Raw genomic sequence first — 14,090 nt, 5'->3', positions numbered from 1 at the left:
CGATGATCCCTGTCACCACGCTCAAGGGGAAAAAGGTCGCACTCTTCGGCCTCGGCGGCTCGGGCTTTGCCACCGCGCGGGCGCTTGTCGCCGGTGGTGCCGAGGTGATCGCCTGGGACGACAATCCCGACAGCGTGGCGAAGGCTGGCGCAGAGGGCATCCCTGTCGCCGATCTCAGAACCATCGATTGGAACGGGCTGTCTGTCTTCGTGCTGTCGCCCGGTGTGCCGCTGACGCATCCGAGGCCGCACTGGACCGTCGACCTCGCTCGCGCGGCTGGCGTCGAGGTCATTGGCGATGTGGAGCTCTTCGTCCGCGAGCGGAGAGCACATGCGCCGGATTGCCCTTTCATCGCCATCACCGGCACCAACGGCAAATCGACCACGACGGCGCTGATCGCCCATATCCTGCAATCGAGCGGCCGCGACACGCAGCTTGGCGGCAATATCGGAACGGCCATACTGACGCTGGAGCCGCCGAAGGCCGAGCGTTACTACGTCGTGGAATGCTCCTCCTATCAGATCGATCTCGCCCCGACACTCAATCCTTCCGCCGGCATTCTGCTCAACCTGACGCCCGATCATCTCGACCGTCACGGTACGATACAACACTATGCCGATATCAAGGAACGGCTGGTGGCCGGTAGCGGCGTTGCCGTCATCGGCGTCGACGACAGCTATTCTTCGCTGATCGCCGACCGTGTCGAGCGGGCTGATGTCAAGGTGACGCGCATCTCTCGGCGGAATGTGCTGGCTGACGGGCTTTATGCCGAGGGTAGCCGCATCATCCAGGCATCGACCGGCGCGACCTCGGAGATCGCCGATCTCGACGGCATCCAGACGCTGCGCGGCGGGCACAATGCGCAGAACGCAGCGGCTGCAATCGCCGCTTGCCTTGCGGTTGGTATATCAGCGGATCAGATTCGTGCGGGGCTCAAATCCTTCCCCGGTCTCAAGCATCGCATGCAGCCGGTCGGCCGGCGCGGCCGCGTCGTTTTCGTCAATGATTCGAAGGCAACCAATGCGGACGCCGCTGCACCGGCGCTATCGAGCTACGACAACATCTACTGGATCGCCGGTGGTTTGCCGAAAGAAGGCGGTATCACGACGCTGGCGCCGCTCTTTTCGCGCATCGCCAAGGCCTATCTGATCGGCGAGGCGGCTCCCGCCTTTGCGGCGACGCTCGGCGAACAAGTGCCCTACGAGATATCGGGCACGCTGGAGCGCGCGGTCGCCCATGCTGCAGCTGATGCGGACCGGGACGAACATGAGGCGGCGGCAGTGATGTTGTCACCGGCTTGCGCAAGCTTCGATCAGTACAAGAATTTCGAGGTCAGGGGTGATGCCTTCGTCAGCCACGTGGCTGCGATCGAAGGTGTCACCATGCTGGTCGGTTCAGCAACTGGAGGCAATTGATATGGTAAGCCGCGTTGAGCGTGGGGCCTTGGCCGATTGGTTCTGGACCATCGACCGTGTGTTCCTGGCACTATTCATCCTGCTGATCGGTATCGGCTTCATGCTCTCTTTCGCAGCGTCGCCCGCAGTCGCCGAGCGCATCGGGCTCGAGCCCTTCCATTTCGTGAAGCGCCACGCCCTGTTCCTCGTTCCGGCGATCGCGACGATGATCGGCATCTCCTTCATGTCGCCCCGGCAGGTGCGGCGCACCGCGGTCATCCTGCTGATCGTTTCGCTGGCGATGATGCTTTTTGCGTTGTTCTTCGGTGTCGAGGTCAAAGGGTCGCGGCGCTGGGTCAATATCGCGGCGCTCTCCATCCAGCCGTCGGAATTCATGAAGCCCGCCTTCGTCGTCGTCTGCGCCTGGCTGTTCGCCGAGCATGCGCGTCAACCGGAAATTCCGGGCAATCTCTTTGCCATCATCCTCTTCGGCATTGTTGCGGCACTCCTTGTTGCACAGCCGGACCTTGGGCAGACGATTCTCACCACGGCCGTCTGGGGCGGCATGTTCTTCATGGCGGGCATGCCCTGGCTATGGATTGGAGTGCTCGGCGGACTCGGCGCCGGCGGCTTCGTAGCGGCCTATTATGTCTTTCCCCACGTGGCGCTTCGCGTCGACAAGTTCATGACCGGCGAGGGCGATACGTTTCAGGTCGATACCGCTAAGGAAGCGATCATTCACGGCAACTGGTTCGGCGTCGGTCCGGGTGAAGGCATCGTCAAGCGCATCATTCCGGACGCCCACACCGACTTTATCTTCTCGGTGGCTGCCGAGGAGTTCGGTGTCGTCTTTTGCATGGTGCTCGTCTTAATCTTCGCCTTCCTAGTGCTGCGCGGTCTGTCTCATGCCTATAGGGAAAAGAACGATTTCAACCGCTTTGCCGTCGCCGGCCTGGTGCTGCAGATCGGCATTCAGTCGATCATCAATGTCGGCGTGAACCTGCAGTTGCTGCCGGCCAAGGGTATGACCTTGCCGCTGATCTCCTATGGTGGCTCGTCGATGACCGCCATCTGCGTGACGGCAGGCTTCATTCTCGCCCTGACGCGCCATCGGCCGGAAAAGAGAGCGCAGGATCGCACGCTCTTTCGCGTGACGCATGGATTGCCGGCGGAGTGATCGTATTGGACTCGTCTACACTTTGCCCCAGTCTCCCGGATTACGCGTATTCTTTGTTCGCTTTCGCGGGGATGGAGGTCTATGAAGGAAGCCTGACGCACGTCGGTGACGCGGGGATGGCGGCTTCCTATATTAGGGGGATGCCCTGTGTAGAGGGGTATTCGCGGGAGCGAAGATCATGAGTAAAGGTATTGTCCTGCTTGCCGCCGGCGGAACCGGCGGCCATGTATTTCCTGCCGAGGCACTGGCCTACAAGCTGAGGGAGCGCGGTTATTCCGTGCACCTGGTCACCGACAGCCGCGCTGAACGCTATGCCGGCAAGTTCCCGGCCGATGAGATCCATGTGGTGCCGTCGGCAACGATCGGCTCGAAAAATCCCATGAAGGTCGCCAGGTCGCTCTGGACGCTGTGGTCGGGCATGCGCGCAGCACGCAAGCTGATCCGCAATATAAAGCCGCTCTGCGTCGTCGGCTTCGGCGGCTACCCGACCATACCGCCACTGCTTGCCGCCACCCGCATGGGCGTGCCGACCATGATTCATGAGCAGAACGCCGTCATGGGCCGCGCAAACAAAGCGCTTGCCGGGCGCGTCGAGGCGATCGCCGGCGGCTTCCTGCCGGAGAAGGTGGCGCGTTTCCGGAGAAGACCGTGACGACCGGAAATCCCGTGCGTCCGGCCGTTATCGAAGCGGCCAAGCGGCCCTATGTGCCGTCCGGCGCGGACGATCCTTTCAACCTGGTCGTCTTCGGCGGCAGCCAGGGCGCGCAATATTTCTCCAAGGCGATGCCGACGGCCATCAGTTTGCTGGAAGAGCCGCTGCGCAAGCGCTTGCGGATCACGCAGCAGGTGCGCCCCGAGGATATGGAGACGGTCAATAGCTGCGCCAGGAGGCTGGAGATGGACGCCGATGTCGCGCCGTTCTTCACCGACATGGCGGAGCGTATCGGCGCTGCACATCTCGTTCTCTGCCGGTCCGGCGCTTCGACCGTGTCTGAACTCGCTGTCATCGGCCGCCCGGCGATCCTCGTGCCCTATCCCTACGCCCTGGATCACGATCAGGCGGCCAATGCCGCCGCCCTTGCGGCGACGGGTGGCGTAAAGGTCATTGCGCAAGCCGACCTTACGCCGGAGAAGCTTTCGACGATTCTTCGTGGGGCGATGACGATGCCGGAGAAGCTCGCGAAGATGGCGGCGGCCGCCAAGCAGGCGGGCAAACCGGATGCGGCGAGCTTGCTGGCCGATATGGTAGAGGCTGTTGCCGCAAAACGTTCAATTCAGGAATTCAAGGGGGCGGGCGCATGAAGCTGCCGAAGGCTATCGGCCTTGTGCATTTTATCGGGATCGGCGGTATCGGGATGAGCGGCATCGCCGAGGTGCTGCATAATCTTGGCCATCGCGTGCAGGGGTCCGACCAGTCGGAGAGCGCAAACGTGCAGCGGCTGCGCGACAAGGGTATCCCGGTCCATATCGGTCACAAGGCGGAGAATCTCGGCGACGCCGAAGTCGTGGTCGTTTCCACGGCCATCAAGAAGAACAATCCGGAACTCGTTGCCGCGCGCGAAAAGCTGCTGCCGGTGGTGCGTCGTGCCGAGATGCTGGCCGAGCTGATGCGCTTCCGCAACGCCATCGCCATCGGCGGCACACATGGCAAGACGACGACGACCTCGCTGGTCGCGACGCTGCTCGAAGCCGGCGGGCTCGACCCGACTGTCATCAACGGCGGCATCATCAATGCCTATGGCACGAACGCCCGCATGGGCGAGGGGGAGTGGATGGTGGTCGAGGCCGACGAGTCGGACGGAACCTTCCTGAAGCTGCCCGCCGACGTCGCAGTCGTCACCAATATCGACCCGGAGCATCTGGATCACTACGGCAATTTTGACGCTGTGCGCGCCGCTTTCCGGCAGTTCGTCGAGAATGTGCCATTCTACGGTTTCGGCGTCCTGTGTCTCGACCATCCGGAAGTGCAGGCGCTGGTCAGCCGTATCGAGGATCGCAAGGTCATCACCTATGGAGAAAATCCGCAGGCCGATGTGCGCTTCAAGAATGTGCGCATCGACGGAACGCGCTCGCTCTTCGATATCGAAATACGCAGGCGCCGAACGGGCAAGGTGATCCAGATCAAGGATCTCGTCATGCCGATGCCCGGCCGGCACAATATTTCCAATGCGACCGCGGCGATCGCTGTCGCCAATCGACTTGGCATTTCCAACGAGGCTATCGCGAAGGGGCTCGCCTCTTTTGGCGGCGTCAAACGTCGCTTCACGCTGACCGGCGAATGGAACGGGGTTAAGGTCTTCGATGATTATGGTCATCATCCGGTCGAGATCAAGGCTGTGCTGAAGGCGGCGCGTGAGGCTTGCAAAGGCCGCATCATCGCCGTTCACCAACCGCATCGTTACACGCGCCTGTCGAGCCTGTTCGAGGAGTTCGCCGCCTGCTTCAACGATGCCGACAGCATTTTCCTGGCACCGGTCTATGCAGCCGGCGAGGACCCGATCGAGGGTGCGGATTCGCAGGCGCTGGTGTCGCGCATCAAGGCAGGCGGCCATCGCGACGCGCGTTATCTGCCGTCTCAGGAGGATCTTGCCCCCATGGTCGCGGAGATTGCGCGCCCGGGTGATTTTGTGGTTCTCTTGGGGGCTGGTAGCATCACTTATTGGGCAGCTTCATTGCCAAAGGAATTGGAAGGCCTCTCGGGTAAATCCGCATGAAACAGGTAGATGGGGAAAAGCTTCTTGCGTCGCTCGGCGACAGCATAAAAGATATTCGCGGCCGGTTGACGCCGGATGCGCCGATGGATCGCGTCACGTGGTTTCGCGCCGGCGGGTTGGCGGAGCTGATGTTCCAGCCGCATGACACAGACGATCTGATCGCGTTCCTGAAGATCCTGCCGGCCGAAGTGCCGTTGACGGTGGTCGGTGTCGGTTCGAACATTCTGGTGCGTGACGGCGGCATTCCGGGCGTTGTGCTGCGCCTGTCGGCCAAGGGCTTCGGTTCGGTGGAGCTCGCCGGCGAGAACCGCATCGTGGCCGGCGCCATTTGCCCGGATAAGCACGTCGCCGCCATGGCCATGGATAACAGCATCGGCGGCTTCCACTTCTTTTACGGCATTCCCGGCGGCATAGGCGGCGCTGCGCGCATGAATGCCGGCGCCAATGGCAGCGAGACGCGCGATCGCCTTGTCGAGGTGCATGCGGTCGATCGCAAGGGCAAAAAGCATGTGCTGACCAATGCAGAGATGGGCTACACCTATCGTCATTCGACGGCATCGGACGATCTGATCTTTACCCATGTTCTTTTCGAGGGGTATCCCGAGGATCGAGCCAAGATCCGGGCCGAGATGGATGCCGTGCGTGCGCATCGCGAGACTGTGCAGCCGATTCGCGAAAAGACCGGCGGCTCGACTTTCAAGAATCCCGAAGGACATTCCGCCTGGAAGCTGATTGACGAAGCCGGTTGCCGCGGCCTCGTCATCGGCGGGGCGCAGATGTCGTCGCTGCACTGCAATTTCATGATCAATATGGGGCAGGCGACCGGCTACGATCTCGAATATCTCGGCGAACAGGTTCGGCGCGAAGTCTTCGAGAAATCCGGCATCAAGCTGGAATGGGAAATCAAGCGTCTGGGTTGCTTCATGCCCGGCCGCGAGGTCCGGCCGTTTCAGGGGGTGACGACGGAATAAGCTTTCCGCCGCGCTTCCCTTCATGCGATGATTCAACAAAAAGAACAAAAAGGCCGGGTTTTCACCCGGCCTTTTCAATTGGTTATGGTGGAGTCCTCGAGCTTCTCTCAAACTTCGTCGTTGCTCGAGAGCAGGATTCCGATCAGCGAGAGAAGGGCGGCCAGCGCCAGATAGTAGCCAACGTATACGAGGCCGTAGTTGGATGCGAGCCAGGTGGCGATATAGGGCGCCAGCGAGGCGCCGACGATGCCGCCGAGGTTGAAGGTCATCGAGGCGCCGGTATAGCGCACGGCGGTCGGGAAGGGGGCGGCAAGGGCCGCGCCGATCGGACCATAAGTGAAGCCCATCAAGGCAAGACCGATGATCGAGCAAGCAAACGCGCCGGCAAGGCCCGCGGTCAGCAGCGTCGAATAGAACAGGCCGAAGATCAGGATGCCGATCGTCGTCAGAATTAGAACCAGCCGGCGCGAATAACGATCCGACAGCAGGCCCGAGAGCGGGATTGTCAGACCGAAGAAGACGACGCCGACGAGTTGGACGACCAGGAACTGGCCCTGCGAAAAGCCGAGGCCGGGGGGGACGGCTGAAAGCGGCCTGGTACCCCAGCTCAGCGTGAACGCTGTCATCAGGTAGAACAACACGAAGGTCGCAACGGCGATGATCGTTCCGAGGATGAGACTGCGCAGATGCGAACGGAAGATGACCGCGATCGGAACCGAAACGCGCTCCTCTTTTTCGATGGCGCGGCGGAATTCGGGGGTTTCGGTAATCTTCAGACGCACATAAAGACCGATCGCAACCAGCGCCAGGCTGATGAGGAACGGAATGCGCCAGCCATAATTCAGAAAGTCGGCATCCGGCATGCTTTCACGCAGGATCAGGAAGAGACCAGCCGACAGGATGAAGCCGATCGGCGCGCCGAGCTGCGGGAACATGGCGTACCAGCTCCGTTTGCCTTCGGGTGCGTTTTCCGTGGCGAGCAGCACTGCGCCACCCCATTCGCCGCCGAGACCAAGACCCTGGCCAAGACGGCAGAGCGCCAGCAGCAGCGGTGCGAGAATGCCGATCGATTCGTAGCCCGGAAGAAGGCCGATCACGACGGTCGAAAAACCCATGGTCATCAGGGCGGCTACCAGCGTCGCCTTGCGGCCGACCTTGTCGCCGAAATGGCCGAAGATCATCGCGCCAATGGGCCGGGCGAAGAAGGCGATGGAGAAGGTTGCAAAGGATTGCAATGTTGCCGAAGTCGGGTCACTTGCCGGGAAGAACAGCTTGGGGAAGACGATAACCGCCGCTGTCGCATAAACGTAAAAGTCGAAAAATTCGATCGTTGTACCGATAAGGCTCGCGATCAGAACGCGTGCCGGGGAATTCGCAACAACGCTGTTCGATGACGAGGGGGTCGGCGATAGAGGAGATATCGCGTCAGTCATGGTCCCACCAAATTAGAAGGTGCTAAGGTTACCTTAGCGGGTAGCATGTGTCCTTAACGCAATTTTTGTTCAGCGCAAACGTTTAAAAAGCAAGAAACGATTGAATGCGTGCTAATCTTTAATCGTATTCGTTGATTCGAGAGCAATTGTGCGAACGTCTGCTGTTTTTATCGGCGTTTGTCCGGCGGGTGCTGACCGGATCTTTTTTCATAAATGGCTAACTTTCGCTCTGATTGAGGGCTGAGGAGACAGGTTTTATGCAGAAAAAACTTATTGCAGAGTTTCTTGGAACGTTCTGGCTTGTGTTCGGTGGCTGCGGAAGTGCGATCTTTGCGGCGGCTTTCCCGAGTCTCGGTATCGGTTTTCTAGGTGTTGCTTTCGCGTTTGGGTTGACTGTACTCACCATGGCTTTTGCAGTCGGCGGTGTGTCGGGCGGCCATTTCAATCCGGCGGTTTCAGTCGGTCTGACGGTTGCGGGTCGCTTGCCAAGTTCGCAGCTCATTCCCTACGTCATCGCCCAGGTCGTCGGCGCGATCGTCGCAGCGGCCGTGCTGTACCTGATCGCCAGCGGCAAGGCTGATTTTCAGCTTGGCGGTTTTGCCGCCAACGGCTACGGCGAGCATTCGCCGGGCGGTTATTCGCTGGTTTCGGCGCTGGTTGCCGAAATCGTACTGACGCTGTTCTTCCTGATCGTGATTCTCGGTTCGACCAGCAGCAGGGTGCCGGCTGGGTTTGCGCCGATCGCCATCGGCCTCGCACTGACGCTGATCCACCTGATCTCGATCCCGATCACCAATACATCGGTCAATCCGGCTCGTTCGACCGGCCAGGCATTGTTCGTCGGAGGCTGGGCGCTGCAGCAGCTATGGCTGTTCTGGGTGGCTCCGATTGTCGGTGGTGCACTCGGCGGTATCATCTGGAAACTGCTCGGCGATCGCGACTGATTCAGGGTCACGATAAGCCCTATGAAGGCCCGCGCCGAACACCCCGGCGCGGGCCTATTTGTTTAAAAATTTCTAAAGATTGATATTCAAAAGTAGCAACTCTCTGATTCTAATGGCAGAATTCTTCAAGTTGATTTGATTCGAAGAAACCGATGTCGGCGAAAGCGGTCGGAAGTTAACGAAAGTAAACGCTTCATTAACCTTAATGTAGTTCTAATGGAGCAGCAAAAGACGTAGCGAGAATCGCAGCTTAGCGATCAAGCAGACGTCGATCGAAGGTGTGAATTGGGGGTATTGATGGGTGGCAAGCATGTGGCTGTCCTTTTGGGCGGATTTTCCTCGGAGAGGCCCGTCAGCCTGTCCTCGGGAAAAGCATGCGCCGATGCTCTCGATGCCGAGGGTTTCCAAGTCACGCGTGTCGATGTGGAGCGCGACGTGTCCGCGCGCCTTGCCGATCTGAAGCCTGATGTCGTTTTCAACGCTCTGCATGGTCCTTTCGGCGAAGACGGTACCATCCAGGGCATCCTTGAATATCTGCGGATTCCTTACACTCATTCCGGCGTGCTTGCGTCTGCGCTCGCGATGGACAAGTCGCGTGCCAAGAAGGTGGCTGATGGCGCCGGCATTCCTGTGGCCGATTCGCGTGTGATGAACCGTTTCGCCATTACTGGCGAGCATCCGATGAAGCCGCCTTATGTCGTCAAGCCAGTGCGGGAAGGGTCGAGCTTCGGTGTCGTGATCGTCAAGGAAGATCAAGCGCATCTGCCGCAGATCATTACCTCCTGCGAGTGGCGCTATGGCGACGAAGTGCTGGTCGAGCGTTATATCTATGGCCGGGAACTGACGTGCGGCGTTATGGGCGATACCGCGCTCGGCGTGACCGAGATCGTACCGCAGGGGCATAGCTTCTACGACTACGACTCCAAATATGCAGAGGGTGGGTCAAAACACGTCATCCCTGCTAAAATTTCACCGAATCTTTACCAAAAGATACAAACATTAGCGTTAAGGGCGCATCAAGCTATCGGCTGCCGTGGCGTCAGTCGGTCTGACTTCCGTTATGACGATCGCTTTTCCGAAGAGGGCGAGCTTATCTGGTTGGAAATCAACACCCAGCCCGGCATGACGCCTACCTCGCTGGTGCCCGAAATGGCCGCTCACGCCGGCTACTCTTTTGGTGAATTTCTCCGGTGGATGGTGGAGGACGCGTCTTGTTTGCGCTGACGGTCAAAAATATGAGGCGGTCCCGCCACCGTGTCCCGCTCGCGATCGACGATGTCGAGGACACCTTCGTGTTGCCGCGGCCGATGCGTCGCGTCGTGCGTTTCCTTGTGAGCCTCGGTTCCGGCCGCGTCAACATTCCGGCCCACACGGGCACGGTCTCCGCTCTCGCTCTCCTGGCTGCGACTGGCTTTTATGGCATGTCGATCGGTGGCCATACGCAGGACGTTGCACAGGCGACGACGTCGGCTGCTGGCTTTGCCATCGAGGACGTGAAGGTCTCGGGTAATGACCAGACCTCGGAAATCGAAATCCTGCAGCTTCTCGGTCTCGACGGCACGACTTCTCTGGTCGCGCTCGATGCCGATGCAGCTCGCCAGAAGATCGCGAGCCTGCCGTGGGTGCAGAACGTCGAGGTCCGCAAGGTCTATCCGAAGACGGTCGAGGTGAAGCTCACGGAGCGCAAGGCTTATGCCATCTGGCAGCACGGCTCCGAACTGTCGCTGATCCAGAAGGACGGCAGCGTGATTGCGCCGCTGCGCGACAATAAATTCGCCAAGCTGCCGCTTTTCGTCGGTCGCGATGCCGAAACTGCTGCGGCATCGATCGATGACGAGTTTGCCAGCTGGCCGGATGTTCGCAGCCATGTAAAGGCGTTCGTGCGTGTCGCCGGCCGCCGTTGGGATCTCTATCTCGACAATGGCGTAATCGTGAAATTGCCGGAAGACAACATTGATGGCGCGCTCGCACGGCTTACCAAGCTCGACAAGGATGAGAACCTGCTGCAGCGCGATATTGCAGCCGTCGACCTTCGCCTTGCTGACCGTACCGCTATTGAATTGACGCAGGATGCAGCGCTTCGCCGCCAGGCGGCGTTGGATGCAAGAACCAAGGCTTTGAAGAAAGCAGGGCAGGATACATGAGCTTGTTCAGTTCGTCCCATTTCGGTCTGCCGCGCCTGAAGCCGCTGTCATCCAAGCGGTCGCACATCGTATCGGTCCTCGACATCGGTTCGACGAAGGTCGTCTGCATGATCGGCCGGCTGACGCCGCGCGAGGAAAGCCAGGTTCTGCCGAACCGCACGCATAATATCGAGATCATCGGCATTGGCCATCAGCGTTCGCGCGGCATCAAGACCGGTGTAATCGCCGACCTCGACGCATTGGAAAATGTCGTCCGTCTTTCGGTCGATGCCGCCGAGCGCATGGCTGGCCTTACCGTCGACAGCCTTATCGTCAATGTTTCCGCGGGTCGCCTCGGCAGCGACATCTATACGGCCACGATCGATCTGGGCGGTCAGGAAGTTGAAGCCAACGATCTGAAGAAGGTGCTTGCCGCCGCTTGCCAGCAGTCGCTGCGCCAGGATCGTGCCGTGCTGCATTCGCTCGCTACGGGCTACTCGCTTGACGGCGAGCGCGGCATTCGCGATCCGCTCGCCATGTTCGGCGACTCGCTGGGCGTCGACATGCATGTGGTCACCGCAGAGCGCGCAGCCCTTCGCAATCTCGAGCTCTGCATCAATCGCGCGCACCTCTCTGTCGAGGGTATGGTTGCGACGCCTTATGCCAGCGGTCTTGCCGCTCTCGTCGACGACGAAGTCGAGCTCGGCTGCGCCGCGATCGATATGGGCGGCGGTACGACGACGATCTCGGTCTTTGCCGAAGGCAAGCTTGTGCATACGGACGCTGTCAGTCTCGGCGGTCATCACGTGACCACAGACTTGGCTCGCGGTCTTTCGACCCGCATCGAGGATGCGGAGCGGCTGAAGGTGGTCCATGCCTCCGCGCTCGCCAATTCCTCGGAAGAGCGCGAACTGATTTCCATCCCGCCGATCGGCGAGGATGAACGCGACCAGCCGACTCAGGTGCCGAGGGCGCTTGTGTCGCGCATCGTCAAGGCACGCATCGAGGAAACGCTGGAGCTGATTCGCGACCGCATCCAGCGCTCGGGTTTCAGCCCGATCGTAGGCAAGCGCGTCGTTCTGACGGGCGGCGCCAGCCAGTTGACCGGCTTGCCGGACGTGGCGCGGCGCATCCTTGCCCGCAACGTTCGCATCGGCCGCCCCATGGGCGTGTCCGGCTTGCCGACTGCAGCCAAGGGGCCTGCTTTTTCGACGGCGGTCGGACTGATGATCTATCCGCAGGTTGCGGACATGGAGACACATGCGGCGGGCAGCGGTCTGCTCTCGTCGTTTGGGGGTAACAACAGCCGCATCGGTCGCGTTGGCCAATGGCTGAAGGAGAGTTTCTGAGTGCCTGATCCCGGATCGCGACAAGCGCTTTCCGGGCAGGGGTCAGGCAAGTGAAATTTAGTGAATTGGCCGGCGTGGCGATGCGGCCATAAAGAGAAGGAACGGGTACCATGACTATCAAGCTGCATAAGCCAGATATCACCGAGCTGAAGCCGCGGATCACCGTGTTCGGTGTCGGTGGTGGTGGCGGCAATGCCGTCAACAACATGATCACGGCAGGCTTGCAAGGCGTCGATTTCGTCGTCGCCAATACGGACGCACAGGCTTTGACGATGACGAAGGCAGAGCGGATCATCCAGCTCGGCGTCAATGTCACCGAAGGCCTCGGCGCTGGCTCGCAGCCGGAAGTCGGCCGTGCGGCTGCTGAAGAGTGCATCGACGAGATCATTGATCACCTGAATGGCACGCATATGTGCTTCGTCACCGCCGGCATGGGCGGCGGCACGGGCACGGGTGCTGCGCCGGTCGTCGCACAGGCCGCTCGCAACAAGGGCATCCTGACCGTTGGCGTTGTCACCAAGCCGTTCCACTTCGAGGGCGGTCGCCGCATGCGGCTTGCCGAAATGGGCATCCAGGAACTGCAGAAGTCGGTCGACACGCTGATCGTCATTCCGAACCAGAACCTGTTCCGTATCGCCAACGACAAGACGACCTTCGCTGACGCGTTTTCGATGGCTGACCAGGTTCTCTATTCGGGCGTTGCCTGCATCACCGACCTGATGGTGAAGGAAGGTCTCATCAACCTCGACTTCGCCGACGTCCGTTCGGTCATGCGCGAAATGGGCCGCGCCATGATGGGTACCGGCGAGGCTTCCGGCCAGGGCCGTGCAATGCAGGCTGCCGAGGCCGCCATCGCCAACCCGCTGCTCGACGAAACCTCGATGAAGGGTGCACAGGGCCTGCTGATCTCGATCACCGGCGGCCGCGACCTCACCCTGTTCGAAGTCGACGAAGCTGCGACCCGCATTCGTGAAGAAGTCGATCCGGACGCCAATATCATCCTTGGCGCCACCTTCGACGAATCGCTGGAAGGCATCATCCGCGTTTCCGTCGTCGCAACCGGTATCGACCGCGCGATGAACGAAGCGGCCGACAAGGCCATGGAATTCCGTCCGGTTGCAAAGCCGGCTGTCCGTCCCTCCGCGGCCGTTGCTCCGGCAGCGGCCGCAGCTCAGCCTGCCCACGTCGCGCAGGCACCGAAGGCCGCTGTCGATCCGATCGCGCAGACCATCCGTATGGCGGAAGCCGATATGGAACGCGAGCTGGAAATCCAGATGACCCGCCAACCGCAGCCGGCAATGCAGCAGCCGCCGCTCGCTCAGGAAGAGACCTTCCGTCCGCAGAGCCGCATCTTTGCAGCTGCACCGGAAGCACAGCCGATGCGTCAGGCTCCGCTTCAGCATCAGCCGGCACCGGTCATGCATCAACAGCCTGTGATGCAGCATCAGCCGGCTCCCGCGCAGATGCAGCAGCCGATCCGTCAGGAGCCGATCATCCGTCAGGCTCCCGAGCAGGTCCGCATGCCGAAGGTCGAGGATTTCCCGCCGGTCGTTAAGGCCGAGATGGAACATCGTGCTCAGCCGGTTGCCGCCCAGGCTTCGGAAGAGCGTGGTCCGATGGGCTTGCTGAAGCGAATCACCAATTCGCTCGGTCGCCGCGACGAGGATCCGGCTTTCAACGACATGACGGCTTCGGCTCCGAGTGCCGCTTCGCAGCAGCGCCGTCCGCTGTCGCCGGAAGCCAGCCTCTACGCACCGCGTCGCGGCCAGCTCGATGAGCAGGGCCGTCAGGTTCCGCAGGCGCGCATGGCGACCCAGGAAGACGACCAGCTCGAAATTCCGGCTTTCCTGCGCCGTCAGTCGAACTGATCCCGTATAGGTCATCCTATTAATAGGATACTAACCATGTTTATTGAATCCGGGGCTCACGAGCCCCGGATTTCTTTATTTTCGGCCTGTCTTTAATTCTAAAATTACCCAGCAAAT

Annotated in this window: 10 protein-coding genes and 1 pseudogene; 10 read left to right on the top strand and 1 reads right to left on the bottom strand. The window is 60.5% G+C overall.

Annotated features, from left to right (window positions below; genetic code table 11):
• Positions 1-2: 2 nt before the first annotated feature.
• From murD to murB, 5 genes and pseudogenes are all read left to right on the top strand, one after another.
• Positions 3-1,415: a UDP-N-acetylmuramoyl-L-alanine--D-glutamate ligase gene (gene murD / locus CCGE525_RS12905; RefSeq protein WP_120704609.1), complete on the top strand. Its 1,413-nt coding sequence runs from the start codon at positions 3-5 to the stop codon at positions 1,413-1,415.
• A gap of 1 nt (position 1,416) precedes the next feature.
• Positions 1,417-2,571, top strand: a complete 1,155-nt coding sequence (gene ftsW, locus CCGE525_RS12900) for a putative lipid II flippase FtsW (RefSeq protein ID WP_120704608.1) — start codon at positions 1,417-1,419, stop codon at positions 2,569-2,571.
• Positions 2,572-2,749: 178 nt separating this feature from the next.
• Positions 2,750-3,873 (top strand): annotated as a pseudogene (gene murG / locus CCGE525_RS12895) (undecaprenyldiphospho-muramoylpentapeptide beta-N-acetylglucosaminyltransferase).
• Positions 3,870-5,285 (top strand): UDP-N-acetylmuramate--L-alanine ligase, encoded by a 1,416-nt coding sequence (gene murC, locus CCGE525_RS12890; RefSeq protein WP_120704607.1) that lies wholly within the window; start codon positions 3,870-3,872, stop codon positions 5,283-5,285. The pseudogene murG and the gene murC overlap by 4 nt, the downstream one beginning before the upstream one ends.
• The gene (murB, locus tag CCGE525_RS12885; protein WP_120704606.1) at positions 5,282-6,256 is read left to right on the top strand and encodes a UDP-N-acetylmuramate dehydrogenase; all 975 of its coding nucleotides are present in this window, start codon (positions 5,282-5,284) and stop codon (positions 6,254-6,256) included. Before murC ends, murB begins: the two co-directional genes overlap by 4 nt.
• 107 nt (positions 6,257-6,363) lie before the next feature.
• Here the strand turns inward: murB and CCGE525_RS12880 are convergent, their stop codons facing one another.
• On the bottom strand, positions 6,364-7,689 hold the full coding sequence (locus CCGE525_RS12880; protein WP_120704605.1) for an MFS transporter: 1,326 nt from the start codon (positions 7,687-7,689) through the stop codon (positions 6,364-6,366).
• A gap of 257 nt (positions 7,690-7,946) precedes the next feature.
• Here CCGE525_RS12880 and aqpZ point away from each other — a divergent pair, with 257 nt between their 5' ends.
• The 5 genes from aqpZ to ftsZ all read left to right on the top strand — a co-directional run bounded on the left by aqpZ (position 7,947) and on the right by ftsZ (position 13,973).
• On the top strand, positions 7,947-8,633 hold the full coding sequence (gene aqpZ, locus CCGE525_RS12875) for an aquaporin Z (protein ID WP_120704604.1): 687 nt from the start codon (positions 7,947-7,949) through the stop codon (positions 8,631-8,633).
• A 297-nt stretch (positions 8,634-8,930) separates the two neighbouring features.
• Complete coding sequence (locus CCGE525_RS12870) at positions 8,931-9,857, top strand: D-alanine--D-alanine ligase (protein ID WP_120704603.1); 927 nt, start codon at positions 8,931-8,933, stop codon at positions 9,855-9,857.
• Positions 9,845-10,777: a cell division protein FtsQ/DivIB gene (locus tag CCGE525_RS12865; protein WP_120704602.1), complete on the top strand. Its 933-nt coding sequence runs from the start codon at positions 9,845-9,847 to the stop codon at positions 10,775-10,777. The genes CCGE525_RS12870 and CCGE525_RS12865 overlap by 13 nt, the downstream gene beginning before the upstream one ends.
• Positions 10,774-12,105 carry a cell division protein FtsA gene (gene ftsA, locus CCGE525_RS12860; RefSeq protein WP_120704601.1) on the top strand — a complete coding sequence of 444 codons (1,332 nt, stop codon included), beginning with the start codon at positions 10,774-10,776 and terminating at the stop codon, positions 12,103-12,105. The genes CCGE525_RS12865 and ftsA overlap by 4 nt, the downstream gene beginning before the upstream one ends.
• A 110-nt stretch (positions 12,106-12,215) precedes the next feature.
• Complete coding sequence (gene ftsZ / locus CCGE525_RS12855; RefSeq protein ID WP_120704600.1) at positions 12,216-13,973, top strand: cell division protein FtsZ; 1,758 nt, start codon at positions 12,216-12,218, stop codon at positions 13,971-13,973.
• The last annotated feature ends 117 nt before the right edge of the window (positions 13,974-14,090 follow it).

This window comes from Rhizobium jaguaris (genome assembly GCF_003627755.1).
GTDB lineage: Bacteria > Pseudomonadota > Alphaproteobacteria > Rhizobiales > Rhizobiaceae > Rhizobium > Rhizobium jaguaris.
Note: the sequence above shows the minus strand (reverse complement) of the source record. Positions and strands in the feature narration are given on the sequence as shown.

Excerpts from the sequence above, each read along its gene's own strand:
- murD (WP_120704609.1), top strand. The coding sequence starts at position 3 with ATGATCCCTGTCACCACGCTCAAGGGGAAAAAGGTCGCACTCTTCGGC.
- ftsW (WP_120704608.1), top strand. The coding sequence starts at position 1,417 with ATGGTAAGCCGCGTTGAGCGTGGGGCCTTGGCCGATTGGTTCTGGACC.
- murC (WP_120704607.1), top strand. The coding sequence starts at position 3,870 with ATGAAGCTGCCGAAGGCTATCGGCCTTGTGCATTTTATCGGGATCGGC.
- murB (WP_120704606.1), top strand. The coding sequence starts at position 5,282 with ATGAAACAGGTAGATGGGGAAAAGCTTCTTGCGTCGCTCGGCGACAGC.
- CCGE525_RS12880 (WP_120704605.1), bottom strand. The coding sequence starts at position 7,689 with ATGACTGACGCGATATCTCCTCTATCGCCGACCCCCTCGTCATCGAAC.
- aqpZ (WP_120704604.1), top strand. The coding sequence starts at position 7,947 with ATGCAGAAAAAACTTATTGCAGAGTTTCTTGGAACGTTCTGGCTTGTG.
- CCGE525_RS12870 (WP_120704603.1), top strand. The coding sequence starts at position 8,931 with ATGGGTGGCAAGCATGTGGCTGTCCTTTTGGGCGGATTTTCCTCGGAG.
- ftsA (WP_120704601.1), top strand. The coding sequence starts at position 10,774 with ATGAGCTTGTTCAGTTCGTCCCATTTCGGTCTGCCGCGCCTGAAGCCG.
- ftsZ (WP_120704600.1), top strand. The coding sequence starts at position 12,216 with ATGACTATCAAGCTGCATAAGCCAGATATCACCGAGCTGAAGCCGCGG.